Origin of the sequence: Micromonospora sp. NPDC050417 (assembly GCF_044458865.1) — a bacterium.
GTDB lineage: Bacteria > Actinomycetota > Actinomycetes > Mycobacteriales > Micromonosporaceae > Micromonospora_G.
Map to the genome: position 1 here is coordinate 123,520 of NZ_JBITIH010000002.1, position 14,119 is coordinate 137,638.

A 14,119-nucleotide genomic window follows, 5' to 3' on the forward strand; every position below is an offset into this window, starting at 1 on the left:
GACCCGGACCGTGGCCGAGGCCAGTTCGAACAACGCCGAGGCCGACGGCCAGCGGTCAGCGAAGGAGAAGCGGCAGAAGGTCCGCGACGTCTTCGTCCCCCGGCCCTTCGAGGGACTTGCCGACGAGGCCGAGTGGATCGCGTTGCGTGAACTCGTACCGGCCGCTTCCGCGCCGCTGCGGCTCACCCCCGAGCTGGTCGAGCAGTACGGCGACCGCCCGGTGACGCTCGCCACCGTGCTCCCCATGGCCTGGCCGGCGATGACCAAGCCGGACGGGCGGGTCTTCATCGGCCTGCAGCGCCACGACCAGTCCGGCGACGTCTCCCGGGATCTGGCGGTTGCGCTGTTGGCGGCGTTGGAGAGCGAGCCCGGTCAGCAGGTCACGGTGCCGCCACTGCCCGGCGTCGGCCCCCGTCTGCAGGACCTGCTGGCGACCGACCGGCTCGACATCAGCATGCACGAGGGTTTCGACTTCTGGCTCGACGCCGACGCCGCGGAGGATCCGACCGTACAGGCGTCCCTGGAGCGGGCCAACGCGTCGATCTACCCGACCGTACGGCTGGCGGCCGCTCCGGCTGCGTACTGGTGCCGGGTCCCGGAGAAGAGCCACGTACGTTGGGTCCTGCCGGACGACGAGGACGCCGCACTCGACGCCCTCTCCCGTCTGGGAGCCGCCGGTGAGCTGCCGCTCGGCGACGGCACCCGGTTCGCCGGCATGTTCCGGGCACACGGTCGACTCGTCCCGGTCTGGGACCTGCCCCGCGCACCCGAGGCGGACGAGTGGGAGGCCCCACTGGCCGACTTCGCCAAGCGGTACGCTGCCGCGCTCGCCGACCCGTCGCCGCTGGACGGTGCCGCCCGCCGCGCCCGCCAGGGGCTCGTGGGCCGGCAGCTCACCCTGCGCTGAGCCGTCTTGGCATCGGCTCACGTGCCAGCGACTCGCTCAGCAGCGGTTCACGCAGGAGCGGGTCGCTGCGCAGTGGGTCGCGGACCAGCGGGCAGGACATGCACCTCGGTCCGCCCCGACCCGAGCCGAGTTCGGAGCCGGCGATCCTGATCACCTCGATGCCGGCCCGTTCCAACTGCGCGTTCGTCTCGACGTTGCGCTCGTAGGCGACGCAGAGCCGGGGCGCCAGCGCCAGCGTGTTGTTGCCGTCGTCCCACTGCTCTCGTTCGGCGGTGACCGGGTCGAGGCCGGTGTCGATGACCCGCAGTGTCTCCAGGTCCATCGCGTCGGCGGCGGCCCGCAGGAACGGCGCCGGGCCGTCGACCTGCGGCTCGCCGTCGGGGCCGGCGATCACGGTGTACGCGGTGAGGGTGTCGGCGACGTTGGCGTACATCAGCACCAGGTCGACGTCGACCATGGTGCAGATGGTGTCCAGGTGCATGGTGGCGCGTTCCTGCGCGATCGGGACCACCAGGATCGTGTGGGCCAGCCCGGCCCCGAAGACCCGGCGGGCCAGTCGTTCGGCTCCGGCCGGGGTGGTCCGTTCGCCGACACCGACGGCGATCACGCCGGGGGCGAGCAGCAGCACGTCGCCGCCCTCGATCCGCTCCAGACCCGGTTGGTAGACAAAAGGGGTACCGCCGAAGCGGGGGTGGTGCCGGTAGATCGCGTCGGTCAACGAGGTCTCCCGATCCCGAGCGGGCATGGTGAGACTCGTCACTGCGGCGTGGTCCCTGATCCAGGTGGATGAATCTCGGGTGAAGAGAAGGTTCGGCAACGGGTCGATGACGAACTCGTGACGCCCGAGCAACGTGTAGACCAAACCGCCGGGGCGGTCCCAACTGGTGCGGAGTTCCTCGTGCGCCAGTCCGGCGATGAGTACGCCGGCGAGCGCGGCGGGGTCGAGGTAGGTCAGGTGGTCGGCGACCCGCCGACGGAGGGTTTCGCCGAGCCGGGGGTCGGCCAGCACCTGTTCGGTCAGTTCGGCTCGGGCCTCGGGCAGGGCGAGGGTCTCGGCCAGCAGGTTCCCCAGGTAGAGAACTTCCACGCCGCGTGCGGTGAGGGCCGCCGCGAAGGCGTCGTGCTCCTCCTGCGCCCGCCCGACCCACGGGATGGCATCGAAGAGAAGGGAGCCGTTGTTCCGTGGTGTGAGCCGGGCGAGTTCGCCACCCGGGCGGTGCAACAGCACGGTACGAAGTTGGCCTACCTCGCTGTCGACGAAGTGTGTCACCATCGAAGCGTAGGGCAGGACTTGTCACCATCCGGGAAAACGGGCTGGGGGTGAATGTGGCATTCATCCATACTCACTCAGCGGTTCGTCTTGCAGAACCACCCGTGTGGCCACGTACGGTAGTGAAGACATAACCCGAGGGACCTTTTGCCGGAGGTCACGATGACTGTGTTTCCTGCGCGCCGCGCGGTACCCACCGCCCGAGCCCTACCCGCACCGCCACCGACCGGACCGTCCGCCACCCTTGAGACCGTCCGACCCACCCCATTGGACTGGGCTCGTCGTCGCCGGGCCGAACGCGAGGCCCGCCGGGTCGAGGCAGCGGGTGCCCGCGCGCTCAACCAGCTCGACCACCTCGGCCCCTCCTGGCACGTCATCGACTTCCCCCGGGCCGACCTCTCCTCGACTCACCCGCTCGACCTGGACCGCGCCGCCCGGGACGACCGGGCCAGCTTCCTCGCGATCGGACCCAGTGGACTCTTCGCGGTCACCATCGCCGACCACGGCCGGGCCCGCGTGATGATCGCCGGGGACGTGGTGCAGATCAACGGCAAGCGCCCGACGTACGTCGCCGAAGCGCGCCGGGACGCCAAGCGGGCCAGCAAGGCGCTCTCCACCGCCGTCGGGCTGAGCATCCCGGTCACTCCGGTGCTCACCTTCGTCGGGTCCGGCGTGATCAGCGTCTACGGGCTGCCGAAGGAGTGTCTGGTCGCGACCCACCGCGAGTTGGACCGGCTCCTCGTCGCTGGCGGCACCCGGATCAGCGCCGCCACCGCCGAAAAACTCTCCCAGGTCGCCCAGGCGCCTTCCACCTGGTTGAACGGCCCGTACCGGTCCGCGGCCGACTACCGCTGGTACGAGGACGGCCGAACGGCCGCTGACAAGCGGGCCAGCCACCGGTAACGTCACCGCCAGCGTCACCTATCGGGGCGGGCGTCCGCTTTGTCCCCGACGCGGCACCGCTCTACCCTGCTCGGGACCGGCGCGGTGTCGTGGCTCGCCGTCGCGACGTCCCCACCGGGGGTGACACCGGCGGTCGTCGGTCGGCTAGCGTGGGTGCGGTTGGTGGAGTGCATAGGAGGCGCGGTGGCCCACGTCGAACTCTCACTCACAGAGGCGTTCGTGCCCCAGGGCGACGGCACCTCATCGGGTTACGAGTCCGACAGCTTCGCCCACTGGTCCGCCACCGTCTCCCGGGCCGCCGAGCCGTGCCTCCTCATTGACCTACGTGCCACCATCGGTGCGATCTCCGTCTCCTGTTGCACCCTGCTCGGCCTGAACCCGCCGGCCGAGGTGATCGGCCAGCCGTTGCTCGGCGGCGAACTACGCCTGCTGGACTTCACCGCGGCGCGGGGCGAACTGACCGAGCAGGAAGCCGACAAGATCCCTCCCCTGCTCGCCCTCAGCTCCGGGCGGCTCGTCCGTGGCCTGCTCCGAGTGCAGACCGGCGCCACCCCGGCCACCGACACGACCGTCGATGCGATCGCCACGCCGCTCCTGGTCGGCGGCACGGTCGCCGGCTCCCTCACCTTCCTCGCCAGGGTGTGACCGTTCAGCACCCGCTGTGGCGTTCACCGCATGCCAAGGAGTTGGGACCGAACCCCAGCTCGCCGTAAGGTGCCCTCATGTTGGATATCGCTCTGCTCCCGGAGGAGTACGCGGTGTGTCGGCTACCTGCCGGCTCGTCGATCCCCGCGGGGCTGCTGAGCGGTTCGGCGGATTCCGGCCTCATGTCGGTGACCTGGACCCCCGACGAAGTGTCGATCATCTGCCGGGCCGACCGGGCACCGGACGGGGCGACCGTCGAGACGCCGTGGCGATGTCTACGGGTCGCCGGCCCCCTCGACCTGGCGCTGACCGGGATCCTCGCCTCGCTGGTCGTACCGCTCGCGGAGGCCAGAGTGAACATCTTCGCGTTCTCCACCTACGACACCGACTACCTGATGGTGCCGGCGGTCCGACTCGCCGAGGCGCTGGCCACGCTCACCCACGCCGGGCACCGCGTCGCCGCTTGAGCATCTTCCCGCCTGCGGGCAGCGGGCCTACCATGGGCTCGGTCAACTGATCGGCCACTCCGCCTCGGCTCAAGGAATCGGCCCGTGCTTCGCGCACCACTCCCACGCACCGCAGTGGCCCTCCGGCTCATCGCCGGTGGCCTGCTCCTCGGTTCCCTCGTCCTGACCGGCTGCGGCACACCGCCGGAGTTGCGGCAGCCGCCCGGCAGCCGCCTCCCGTCGCCGTCCCCGACAACTCCCACCTCGATCGTTCCGACCACACCGGTCGCCCCGAGCCGGACCGTCGAACCGACCCGCACCCCCGGCTTCGGCGAGGCGACCGCCGTCGCGTGCCAGGGCCGGCCGAGCGGCGACCAGGTGGTTGCCCTGCTACGCCGCGCCTCAAGCCTGATCCCGGGCGGCATCCAGGTGACCGTGCCGGCGCCTGGCCCGCTCTGCGCCGGCGACTGGCAGTACACGGTGGTCCAGGTGGCGAACCGGGAACCACTCCAGGTGGTTTCCAAGGGGCCGGCCACGTCACTGACGCTGGTCACCGCCGGAACCGACGTGTGCAGCATCCCGGTGCGTACGGAAGCACCCGCCGGTATCCGTACCGCCGCCTGCGAAGCTCCGCCGGCGCTGCCCGGCGGGTACACCACACCGCCGCCCGTACCCGGTGCGTAGGCTGGGGCTCATGCCCGGCATACCGCCGACCCGATTCGTCTACCTCGGTCCCGAAGGCACCTTCGCCGAGCAGGCGCTGCGTACCATCCCCGCCGCCGAGCGGGGCAGCCGTACGCCGGCCCGCAGTGTGCCGGAGGCGCTGGACGCGGTCCGAAACGACGACGCCGACGCCGCCCTGGTGCCGCTGGAGAACTCGATCGGTGGCGCGGTCGGGGTCACCTTCGACGAGATCGTCGACGGCTCACCCTTGATGATCGCCCGCGAGGTGGTGCTGCCGGTCGAGTTCGTCCTCGCCGCCCGCCCGGGTCGGTCCCTGGCCGAGATCCGGACGGTGGCGGCCCACCCGCAGGCATCCACCCAGTGCCGAGGTTGGCTACGGGAACAGTTGCCGAACGCCACGGTGGTCGACGTGCTCTCCAACGGCGCGGCAGCGGTGGCAGCGGCCAACGGGGAGCAGGACGCCGCCATCTGCGCACCGATCGGGGTGAGCCGGCAGCGACTCGCCGTACTGGCCGAGAAGATCTCCGACCACGGTGACGCGGTCACCCGATTCGTGCTCGTCACCCGGCCCAGCACACCGCCGCCGACAACCGGCGACGACGTGACCTCGCTGGCGGTCTTCATCGCCCACGACCGGGTCGGCGCGCTGCTCGCCGTCCTGATGGAACTGGCCGTACGCGGGGTGAACCTGACCCGGATCGAGTCCCGCCCGACCGGCGAGGCGCTCGGCCGGTACGTCTTCTTCCTCGACTGCACCGGCCACGTCGCCGACGACCGGGTCGGGGAGGCGCTACGCGGGCTCCGCCGGATCTGCGCCGAGGTGCGGTTCCTCGGGTCCTATCCCCGACACCGCTGGGGAGTGGCCCCGCACGAACGGCCCGTACCGGCGCCGCCCGGCCTCTCCGACGCCGACTACGCCGACGCGACCGCCTGGCTCACCCGGCTCCGGGCCGGCGAGCTGAGCTGACCGCCCAGTTGGCCCGGAGCCGCTGTGTCGGCGCCGGAACCGGTCACCCGACCGGCCCGACCCGCGAAGTGGTGCCGCTCAGCTGAGCAGACCGCCAAGTAGGCCGCCCTGCTGCTCCTGCTGCCCGCTGCCCTGGGTCGGCGGCTCTTCGGAGGGTTGCACCACCACAAACCCCTGCCCGGCGAAGCTCATCGTGAATGCCTCGCCGGTCCGGCGTCCGAGCAGCGTGCCGAGACCGAGTTGCTCGGCCCGGTGGTAGCCGGTCTGCAGACTCGCCGACCAGCAGACCGCCGCCTGCGGGTCGACGTACGTCGGCTGGTCCACGTTCAGCACGACCGGGGTGCCCTTGGTCGTGATCGCGATCCGGCCCTGGCCGGTGAACACACAGTTGAACAGTCCGGAGGAGGAGGCCATGCCCGCTCCGCCGACCATCTTGATGTCGTACTGCAGGGTCGAGTCGAAGGCCAGCACGCTGGAACCGTTGATCGACAAGGCGTCGCCGTGATCCAGGTCGATCAGGTGGACGTCACTGGCGTAGTCGGCGAGGAAGACGTCGCCGTGGCCGACGACCTTCATCAGTGGCACACCCTCGCCGGTGAGTTTCTGCTTGAGGAACTTGCCGAGTCCTCCGGAGCCGAGCGCCTGGAACTGCACCTGGCCCTGGTAGGCAACCATCGAACCCACGCGAGCCATCGCCTCGCCGTTCAGCTCGATCTTCAGCATCTTGGAGTTCTGCAGCCGCAGGCCGGGCTGAGCGGACTCCTTCTCCAGGTTCTCCGCGGAGAACAGCGCGCTGCGCATGAGCGTTCCTCCTGGTCGGGGTTGTGGCCCGAGAATAGGCAGCCGACGCAAACGCGCGCAGCCTCACCCCCAGCCGAGGGCGTGCAGCCGCTCGTCGTCGATGCCGAAATGGTGGGCGATCTCGTGGACCACGGTAACCGCGACCTCCTCGACGACGTCCTCGTCGCTGTCGCAGATGCGCAGGATCGGGCGACGGTAGATGAAGATCCGGTCCGGCAGGACCCCGGAGTAGTCCCAGCCCCGGCTGGTCAACGCGTGGCCTTCGTAGAGTCCGAGCAGCTCCGGCTCGCCCGCGGGCGAGTCGTCCTCCACCAGGATCACCACGTTGCTCATCAGACCAAGCAGCTCGGCAGGGACCTCGTCGAGCGCCTCACCGACCAGTTCCTCGAAACGTTCGCGGCTCATCTCGACCGGCACGCCCACCATTGTGCCGGATCCGTACGCCCGAACGGTTGAGCGCGGTGCTCCGGCAGCCGCGCCCGCCGATGGTCGACGGGTGCGGGTGTGCCACGAACACCGCGCTCAGTGGTTCTTCGGGACCCGCCTCCGCTCAGGCGGAGAGGCGTGCCACCAGGGAAATCTCGGCACCCGGGGAGAGCAGCCGGGAGATCGGGCAGTTCTCCTTCGCACCCTCGGCGATCTTCTGGAAGTCGGCGTCGTCGATGCCCGGCACGTCCCCGACGGTTTCGAGGTCGATCCGGGTGACGGAGAATCCGCCGTCGGTCTTGTCCAGGTGGACCTTTGCCGTGGTCTCCACCGAGGTCGGGGTGAACCCGGCGTCGGCGAGGCCCTTCGAGAAGGCCATCGAGAAGCAGCCGGCGTGAGCCGCGCCGATCAGCTCCTCGGGATTGGTCCCCTCACCCTCCTGGAAGCGGGACTTGAATGAGTAGTTCCCTTCGAGTCCGCCGTTGCCGGTGCGGATCGTGCCGGAACCTTCGGTCAGATTGCCCTGCCAGCGGGCGGAAGCACTACGGATAGGCATGCCCACGACGCTAGTGCAAAGCGGCGGGCGATGCGATGGAGAGGGGCGGGCCGACGGCTCCGCGTGCCGCGGGTCACGGAACGCCGCGCGGTCAGAAAGCTGTGTCATGATGCGGCGAGGACCGCTACCCGGAAGGGGCTCGGCCATGTCCCAGGATCATCCGATTCCCCGGCAGGATGTCCGGTCGGACGGAGTCGCCGTAGTGGAGTGGGGCGACCAGGCCGAGCCGACCCGCGCCCAAGGTCGGGGGGACCTGCTCGCCCGGCTCGCCCGGGACGCCCGGCTGTTGCCCGTACTCGGCGGTATCGGCGCGGTAGCCGCCTTCGCCTCGCTGGTCGGCGAATGGACCATCGTGGAGGTGCCCGGCTTCGGCGCCGACGGCGGCCCCACTGGTCGCGCCCCGGCCGGGGTGGCGCAGCTCGACGGCTTCGGCGTCGCCTACCTGTTCGGGCTCTTCGGCGTCGTCTGCTGCCTGGCGCTGGTCCTCTTCGGCTCGTCCCGCGTACGGCGCGACGTGCGGATACTGGGACTGGCGCTCACCGGTGGGGTGCTGGCCGTACTGATCGCCGCCACGCTGACGCTGGACGACATCGCCCGGCTCGGCCTGTTCATGACGGATCCCGCGCTGAGCATCCGCTACGGCCGTGGCCTGACGGCCGCGTACGTCGGCATCGGCTTCCTCGGGCTCGCGCTCGTCCTGGCCGGCCGGCGGACCCGCCCCGACCCGGCCCCGCGCACACCGACCACGCCCGCGAGCGACGAGCCGGAGTCGACCGAGGCGAACACCGAGGAGAGCATGTTCTCCTGGCGCCGCCAGCAGAGCAGCGCGGCTTCGGGCGACGAACTGGAAGCCCAGCCTCGGGACCTGACGGTCGGCCCGACCGCCCCGTTCGCCACGCCCGACACACCCGAGGGCCGCTGACCCCTCGATGCGCGCCGAACCCCCGGCTCAGCCGATATCGCGGTGAAGCCGCCGTACCGTTCCCGGTAGGCTCACTTCCCGTGATTGACCTGCGTCTGCTTCGCGACGAACCGGAAACCGTCCGTGCCAGCCAGCGTGCCCGTGGCGAGTCCGACTCGGTCGTCGACGACCTGCTCCAGGCCGACGAGCAGCGCCGGGCCGCGGTCGGGCGGTTCGAGGCGCTGCGGGCCGAGCAGAAACAGCTCGGCAAGCAGATGCCTCGGGCCACCGGTGACGAGCGGACCGCGCTGCTGGCGCGTACGAAGGAACTCTCGGCCGAGGTGAAGGCGGCCGAGGCGGCCGTCAGTGACGCCGAGGCGGCGCTGCGCCGGGCGCAGTTCGCGGTCCCGAACGTGGTCGAGGAGGGGGCGCCCCCCGGCGGCGAGGACGACTTCGTCGTGCTGCGCGAGGTCGGTACCCGCCCGACGATCGAGAACCCCAGGGACCACCTGGAGATCGGCGAGGCGCTGCGGGCGATCGACGTCGAGCGCGGCGCGAAGGTCTCCGGCAGCCGGTTCTACTACCTGACCGGGGTGGGCGCGCTGCTCCAGCTCGGCCTGCTCCAACTCGCCATCGCCCAGGCGGTGGAGTACGGCTTCATCCCCGCCATCACCCCGGCGCTGGTCAAGCCGGAGTCGATGGAGGGCACCGGGTTCCTCGGCGCGCACGCCAGTGAGGTGTACCGGTTGGAGGCGGACGACATCTTCCTGGTCGGGACCAGTGAGGTGCCGCTGGCCGCGTACCACTCGCAGGAGATCCTGAAGCTGGAGGACGAACCGCTGCGCTACGCCGGTTGGTCGTCCTGCTTCCGACGGGAGGCCGGGTCGTACGGCAAGGACACCCGGGGCATCATGCGGGTGCACCAGTTCGACAAGGTCGAGATGTTCTCGTACTGCCGGCCCGAACAGGCACACGAGGAGCACCAGCGGCTGCTGGCCTGGGAAGAGGAGATGCTCGCCAAGGTGGAGATCCCGTACCGGGTGATCGACGTGGCAGCGGGTGATCTCGGCTCCAGCGCCGCCCGTAAGTACGACTGCGAGGCGTGGGTGCCGTCCCAGGGGCGCTACCGGGAGGTCACCTCGACCTCGAACTGCACCACCTTCCAGGCTCGGCGGCTGAACGTGCGCTATCGGGACGAAGACGGCAAGCCTCAGTTCGCCGCGACGCTCAACGGCACGCTCGCCACGACCCGGTGGTTGGTGCCGATCCTGGAGAACCACCAGCAGCCCGATGGTTCGGTACGGGTCCCCAAGGCACTCCAGCCCTACCTCGGCGGCCGGGACATCCTCGAACCGAGCTGAGCCGAGCCCCCGCTCCGCAGCGGAAGACACTCGAACCACCGCCGACCGGCCCACCCCGTACCACCCGGGTGGACCGGTCGGCGCGTACCCGCGTGCTGGTACCGGACTATTCGCCGCGAAGTCATGGGCACGTCGCACGGTGTGAGATACGGTTGCTCCCCCGCCCTCGCGGACCGGCCCCGGACTGGACGAATCCCACCAGCTCGCAAGGGCCGACGGAGGAGGCGGGGCGGAGGAGGAACCATGCCCCGACCTGGTCTGCCCAAGCTGGTCGCCACCGATCTGGACGGCACCCTGGTCCGTAGCGACGACACGGTCTCGGCCTTCACCCACGAGGTGCTCGACCGGGTACGGGCCGCCGGCATCCCGGTGGTCGGCGCCACCGGCCGGGGCCCACGGCTGGCGGAGTTGAGTCGCAACGACATCCGAGCCGCGGATTTCCTGGTGATGGCGGGCGGCGGTTGGGTGGTCGACCAGACCGACCCGGCCGGCCCGGTGGTGCTGCGTGACGAACGGCTGCCCGGTACGGAGCTGGCCAAGCTGCTGGCCGCCTTGGAGGCCGGGGTCGGGCCGCTGACCGTCATGGTCGAGGCGTTGGACGCCCAGGACGCCCCGCTCTGGGGAGACTTCGACCCGACGTGGCCCTACCCGGAGCGGTTCGAGGCCCGTACCCGGCTCGACTGCTGCGCCACCGACGTGATCAAGGCGTTTGCCCGTACCCCGGACCACGATGTCGACGCGCTGCTGGACGCGGCGCGCCGGATCGTGCCACCGGAGCAGGCCACGGTCACCCAGGCCGGGCTGGGCTTCATCGAGATCTGCCCGCCGGGGGTGGACAAGGCGACCGGGCTGGCCGTGGTCGCCGAAGCCCTCGGGGTCGACCCGGCGGAGGTGCTGGTCTTCGGTGACATGCCGAACGACCTGCCGATGTTCGAGTGGGCGGGATGGGGCCGGGTAGCCGTGAGCAACGCCCACCCGACGGTACGGTCGATCGCCGACGAGATCACCCTCCGCAACGACGACGACGGCGTGGCCGTGTACCTGGACCGGCTACTGTCCCGTTGATGGATCAACTGCCCCGGCTCGTCGCCACCGACCTCGACGGCACCCTGGTCCGCGAGGACCGTACGGTGAGCGCCCGTACCGCCGACGCGCTCGCCCGTTGCACGGCGGCGGGCACCCAGGTCGTGCTGGTCACCGGGCGGCCGATCCGATGGCTGCAACGGGTGTACGAGCACCTGCACGGCACCGTTCCGGCGATCTGCGCCAACGGAGCCGTGGTGTACGACCCGGTCGACGACGTGGTGCTGCGTGCCGACCCGCTCGCCCCGGATCTGCTCGCCGAGGTGGCCCGCCGGCTCCGGGCGGAGGTGCCCGGCGTACGGCTCGCTGTGGAGATCACCGACGGCAGGCAGATGCGGCACGAGGCCGACTGGCCACTGCGCTGGGAGGCCGGCGATCCCGACGTCCGGGGGATCGAGTCGCCGGAGGAACTCTTCTCGCTCCCGGCGGTCAAGCTGCTCGCCCGGGCCGGCACCCAGGACCCGGACGTCTTCGTCCAGGTGGTGGCCGGAGCGGTGGCGGGGCTGGCCGAGGCCACCCACTCGTCCTCCTCCGGGTTGGTGGAGATCTCCGCTGCCGGGGTGACCAAGGCGGCCGGGCTCGCCTGGTTCTGCGCCCGGTACGGGGTGCGTGCGGACCAGGTGGTTGCCTTCGGTGACATGCCGAACGACCTGCCGATGCTCGCCTGGGCCGGTCGTGCGGTGGCGGTGGCGAACGCGCACCCAACGGTGCTGGAGGTGGCCGACGCGGTGACTCTCAGCAACGAACAGGACGGGGTGGCGGCCTACCTGGAGGAGTTGTACGGCGTGGCGGAGCCGGCCGCCTGACCGGCGGTGCTCAGCTCATGACGCGCCCTGATGTCGCGAGCGTGGCGCGACGAGGACGGATCGATGGGACACGGCTCTAGTGTCCGCAACGGTGCCGATCGTGGCCCAGCCTGGCGCGAAAAGTGTCGGCACAATCGATCTCGCAGGGAGCAAGGATGCGCATCGCCCGTCGTACCACCAGACCTGGCAACGGATCGTCGTACGTCCGCAGGGGTCTCGCCCTGCTGCTCGTCATCGTCGCGGCCCTCGGGGTCAGCATGACCACCCAGACCCCTGCGATGGCGGCAGGCTCGGGATGTGGGGCGGCATGTGACGGCAAGGAGCCGTCCACCTACATCGCCACCGTGGACGGGTCTCAGGGGATCTGCGGCCTGGTCGGCGCCTCGACCATCTACGCGGCGACCAACGTCGAGTTGCGGTACAGCTCCTACTGCCAGACCGCGTGGGCCCGCCAGACCGGGAGTCTCGGCTGGCTGACCGGCGTGCTGGTGGAGAGCTACAACGCCAACGGCACCCTGCGGAGGACCTACACCAGCGACACTTCGCCGGGGGCCTGGTCTTTCATGGTCAACGACAAGGGCATCACCGCCCGTGCCTGTTTCTTCCAGTACAACAACGACGCCGACCAGGAGGCCGGCCGGCGGACCATCATCGCCTGCACCGGTAGGTACTGAGCCACATCCGATTGACCCGCAGGGTGGTGGGGTTCGGTCGCGACCGGATCCCACCACGCGCCGGCGTTACGCTGCGACCAGGATCAGAGATACTGGCCGGTGTTCGGGTTCTCGCCCTGCTGGCCTGGCAGGCCGGGCATCATGCCGGCGCCCTGGGGGCCGATCGGGAGCGCCTGACGCCCACCCGTGCGCATCTGCTCCAACTGGAGCCGGGCCGCCATCTGCTGGGCCACCAGCGCGGCCTGGATGCCGTGGAACAGCCCTTCGAGCCAACCGACGAGCTGGGCCTGCGCGACACGCAGTTCGCCCTCGCTCGGAGTCACCCCTTCCTCGAACGGCAGGGAGAGCCGCTCCAGCTCCTCCCGGAGTTCGGGGGCGAGACCGTCCTCCAGTTCGACGATCGACCGCTGGTGGATCTCACGCAGGCGGTGCCGGCTCGCCTCGTCCAGCGGCGCGGCCTTCACCTCCTCCAGCAACTGCTTGATCATGCTGCCGATCCGCATCACCTTCGCCGGCTGCTCGATCAGGCTGCCCGGGTCCTCGTCCTGCTTGTCACCACCGATCGGCACGGTGCCGACCGGCTGGCCGTCGGGGCCGACCACCACCACGGTGCCGGGTCGGCCGGCCTCCGGACGGGGAGACTCGTCGTTCTCGTTCTCGGGGCGCGAGGCATCGGTCATGCCCCCATTTTCACGCAGCGCGCGTATCCACCACCGGCCGGTCCCGAGATACCGTCTGGCCGTGTACCCCGACCCCCGAGCCGTGCTCACCCGCGCAGCGCCCGCACCCGACGCCACTGTCCGCTACGGCCCCGGCCCCGAACACCTCGCTGACGTACGGCTGCCCTCGGCCGTCGACGGCCCTTCCCGCCCACTTGTCGTGGTGATCCACGGGGGTTTCTGGCGGGCCGAGTACGACCGGACCCACACCTCGCCGCTCGCCGCCGATCTGGCGGCGCGCGGGTACCCGGTGGCGCAGTTGGAGTACCGGCGTACCGGGCAGGAGGGTGGTGGTTGGCCGGGCACCCTGGACGACGTGGTCGCCGGGGTCGCCGCGCTTCCCGCGCTCGTGGCCGGGTTGTTCCGGTCCGACACCGGGGCGGAGGCGTCTTCGGGGCCGGCTCCGGTCGCGCCGATCCTGCTGGGCCACTCGGCAGGCGGGCAGCTCGCGCTGCACTGCGCCCGCCACCTGCCGGACCGGGTGGGTGGCGTCCTCGCGCTCGCACCGGTGAGCGACCTGGCCGAGGCGTACCGGCTCGATCTTGACGACGGGGCGGTCGCGGCGCTGCTCGGCGGTGGTCCGGACGAGTTCCCTGACCGGTACGCGTTCAGCGACCCGTACGGCGCGCTCGGATGGCCCGGTGCACCGGAGTCACCACAGGGACATTCACCTTCACAAGTGCCCTGTTCCACACGCACAGTAATCGTGCACGGAACCCTCGACCAACAGGTGCCGGCGTGGATGAGTCGTCGGTACGCGGCGGCAGCCGGGGCGAATTGTCAGTTGATTGAGCTATCTGATTGTGAGCATTTCGGTCTCATCGATCCCGAATCGCCACCGTGGATCATGGTGACGCAGGCACTGGCGTCACTCCACCCCTGACATCTCATTCCTTGAACGGATGATCGAGCGGCATTGACGCAGCGTCGCCAACCCGGTAAAACGCGGAGGGGCTGTGGGCCGCCCAAT

Annotated in this window: 17 protein-coding genes; 12 read left to right on the forward strand and 5 right to left on the reverse strand. The window is 70.5% G+C overall.

Annotation, left to right across the window (positions count from 1 at the left end):
* Positions 1 to 10 precede the first annotated feature (10 nt).
* Entirely contained in the window at positions 11 to 907 is an 897-nt protein-coding gene (locus tag ACIBF5_RS03160) for a DUF5926 family protein (RefSeq protein ID WP_396808259.1), read from the forward strand.
* Here ACIBF5_RS03160 and ACIBF5_RS03165 read toward each other — a convergent pair.
* Positions 894 to 2,180: an arginine deiminase gene (locus ACIBF5_RS03165; RefSeq protein ID WP_396807576.1), complete on the reverse strand. Its 1,287-nt coding sequence runs from the start codon at positions 2,178 to 2,180 to the stop codon at positions 894 to 896. The two genes, ACIBF5_RS03160 and ACIBF5_RS03165, sit on opposite strands and share 14 nt — an antisense overlap.
* Before the next feature lie 159 nt (positions 2,181 to 2,339).
* Between ACIBF5_RS03165 and ACIBF5_RS03170 the strand changes: the two genes are divergently transcribed.
* The 5 genes from ACIBF5_RS03170 (at position 2,340) to pheA (ending at position 5,822) form a co-directional block, all read left to right on the forward strand.
* Positions 2,340 to 3,080 carry a hypothetical protein gene (locus tag ACIBF5_RS03170; RefSeq protein WP_396807578.1) on the forward strand — a complete coding sequence of 247 codons (741 nt, stop codon included), beginning with the start codon at positions 2,340 to 2,342 and terminating at the stop codon, positions 3,078 to 3,080.
* 183 nt (positions 3,081 to 3,263) lie between these two features.
* Positions 3,264 to 3,725: a hypothetical protein gene (locus ACIBF5_RS03175; protein ID WP_396807580.1), complete on the forward strand. Its 462-nt coding sequence runs from the start codon at positions 3,264 to 3,266 to the stop codon at positions 3,723 to 3,725.
* 77 nt (positions 3,726 to 3,802) lie between these two features.
* The gene (locus tag ACIBF5_RS03180) at positions 3,803 to 4,192 is read left to right on the forward strand and encodes an ACT domain-containing protein (RefSeq protein ID WP_396807582.1); all 390 of its coding nucleotides are present in this window, start codon (positions 3,803 to 3,805) and stop codon (positions 4,190 to 4,192) included.
* Positions 4,193 to 4,276: 84 nt separating this feature from the next.
* Positions 4,277 to 4,855 (forward strand): hypothetical protein, encoded by a 579-nt coding sequence (locus ACIBF5_RS03185; protein WP_396807584.1) that lies wholly within the window; start codon positions 4,277 to 4,279, stop codon positions 4,853 to 4,855.
* A 10-nt stretch (positions 4,856 to 4,865) separates the two neighbouring features.
* On the forward strand, positions 4,866 to 5,822 hold the full coding sequence (gene pheA / locus ACIBF5_RS03190) for a prephenate dehydratase (RefSeq protein ID WP_396807586.1): 957 nt from the start codon (positions 4,866 to 4,868) through the stop codon (positions 5,820 to 5,822).
* Between the two features lie 78 nt (positions 5,823 to 5,900).
* On the opposite strand, the gene ACIBF5_RS03195 is transcribed toward pheA, so the two are convergent.
* The 3 genes from ACIBF5_RS03195 to ACIBF5_RS03205 all read right to left on the reverse strand — a co-directional run bounded on the left by ACIBF5_RS03195 (position 5,901) and on the right by ACIBF5_RS03205 (position 7,605).
* Positions 5,901 to 6,623: an AIM24 family protein gene (locus ACIBF5_RS03195; RefSeq protein WP_396807588.1), complete on the reverse strand. Its 723-nt coding sequence runs from the start codon at positions 6,621 to 6,623 to the stop codon at positions 5,901 to 5,903.
* Between the two features lie 63 nt (positions 6,624 to 6,686).
* The gene (locus tag ACIBF5_RS03200; protein ID WP_396807590.1) at positions 6,687 to 7,049 is read right to left on the reverse strand and encodes a metallopeptidase family protein; all 363 of its coding nucleotides are present in this window, start codon (positions 7,047 to 7,049) and stop codon (positions 6,687 to 6,689) included.
* Between the two features lie 124 nt (positions 7,050 to 7,173).
* Positions 7,174 to 7,605, reverse strand: a complete 432-nt coding sequence (locus tag ACIBF5_RS03205; RefSeq protein ID WP_396807592.1) for an OsmC family protein — start codon at positions 7,603 to 7,605, stop codon at positions 7,174 to 7,176.
* Between the two features lie 145 nt (positions 7,606 to 7,750).
* Between ACIBF5_RS03205 and ACIBF5_RS03210 the strand changes: the two genes are divergently transcribed.
* The 5 genes from ACIBF5_RS03210 (at position 7,751) to ACIBF5_RS03230 (ending at position 12,430) form a co-directional block, all read left to right on the forward strand.
* The gene (locus ACIBF5_RS03210) at positions 7,751 to 8,527 is read left to right on the forward strand and encodes a hypothetical protein (protein WP_396807594.1); all 777 of its coding nucleotides are present in this window, start codon (positions 7,751 to 7,753) and stop codon (positions 8,525 to 8,527) included.
* A gap of 80 nt (positions 8,528 to 8,607) precedes the next feature.
* A complete protein-coding gene (gene serS / locus ACIBF5_RS03215) occupies positions 8,608 to 9,867 on the forward strand; it encodes a serine--tRNA ligase (protein ID WP_396807596.1) in 1,260 nt (419 codons plus the stop codon).
* 243 nt (positions 9,868 to 10,110) lie between these two features.
* Positions 10,111 to 10,932, forward strand: coding sequence for an HAD family hydrolase (locus ACIBF5_RS03220; protein ID WP_396807598.1), 822 nt, complete (start codon positions 10,111 to 10,113; stop codon positions 10,930 to 10,932).
* The gene (locus ACIBF5_RS03225; protein WP_396807600.1) at positions 10,932 to 11,756 is read left to right on the forward strand and encodes an HAD family hydrolase; all 825 of its coding nucleotides are present in this window, start codon (positions 10,932 to 10,934) and stop codon (positions 11,754 to 11,756) included. The genes ACIBF5_RS03220 and ACIBF5_RS03225 overlap by 1 nt, the downstream gene beginning before the upstream one ends.
* Positions 11,757 to 11,911: 155 nt before the next feature.
* A complete protein-coding gene (locus ACIBF5_RS03230; RefSeq protein ID WP_396807602.1) occupies positions 11,912 to 12,430 on the forward strand; it encodes a DUF2690 domain-containing protein in 519 nt (172 codons plus the stop codon).
* Between the two features lie 83 nt (positions 12,431 to 12,513).
* Here ACIBF5_RS03230 and ACIBF5_RS03235 read toward each other — a convergent pair whose 3' ends face one another.
* Positions 12,514 to 13,110: a bacterial proteasome activator family protein gene (locus tag ACIBF5_RS03235; RefSeq protein WP_396807605.1), complete on the reverse strand. Its 597-nt coding sequence runs from the start codon at positions 13,108 to 13,110 to the stop codon at positions 12,514 to 12,516.
* Between the two features lie 61 nt (positions 13,111 to 13,171).
* On the opposite strand from ACIBF5_RS03235, the gene ACIBF5_RS03240 reads away from it, so the two are divergent.
* The gene (locus ACIBF5_RS03240; RefSeq protein ID WP_396807607.1) at positions 13,172 to 14,032 is read left to right on the forward strand and encodes an alpha/beta hydrolase family protein; all 861 of its coding nucleotides are present in this window, start codon (positions 13,172 to 13,174) and stop codon (positions 14,030 to 14,032) included.
* The last annotated feature ends 87 nt before the right edge of the window (positions 14,033 to 14,119 follow it).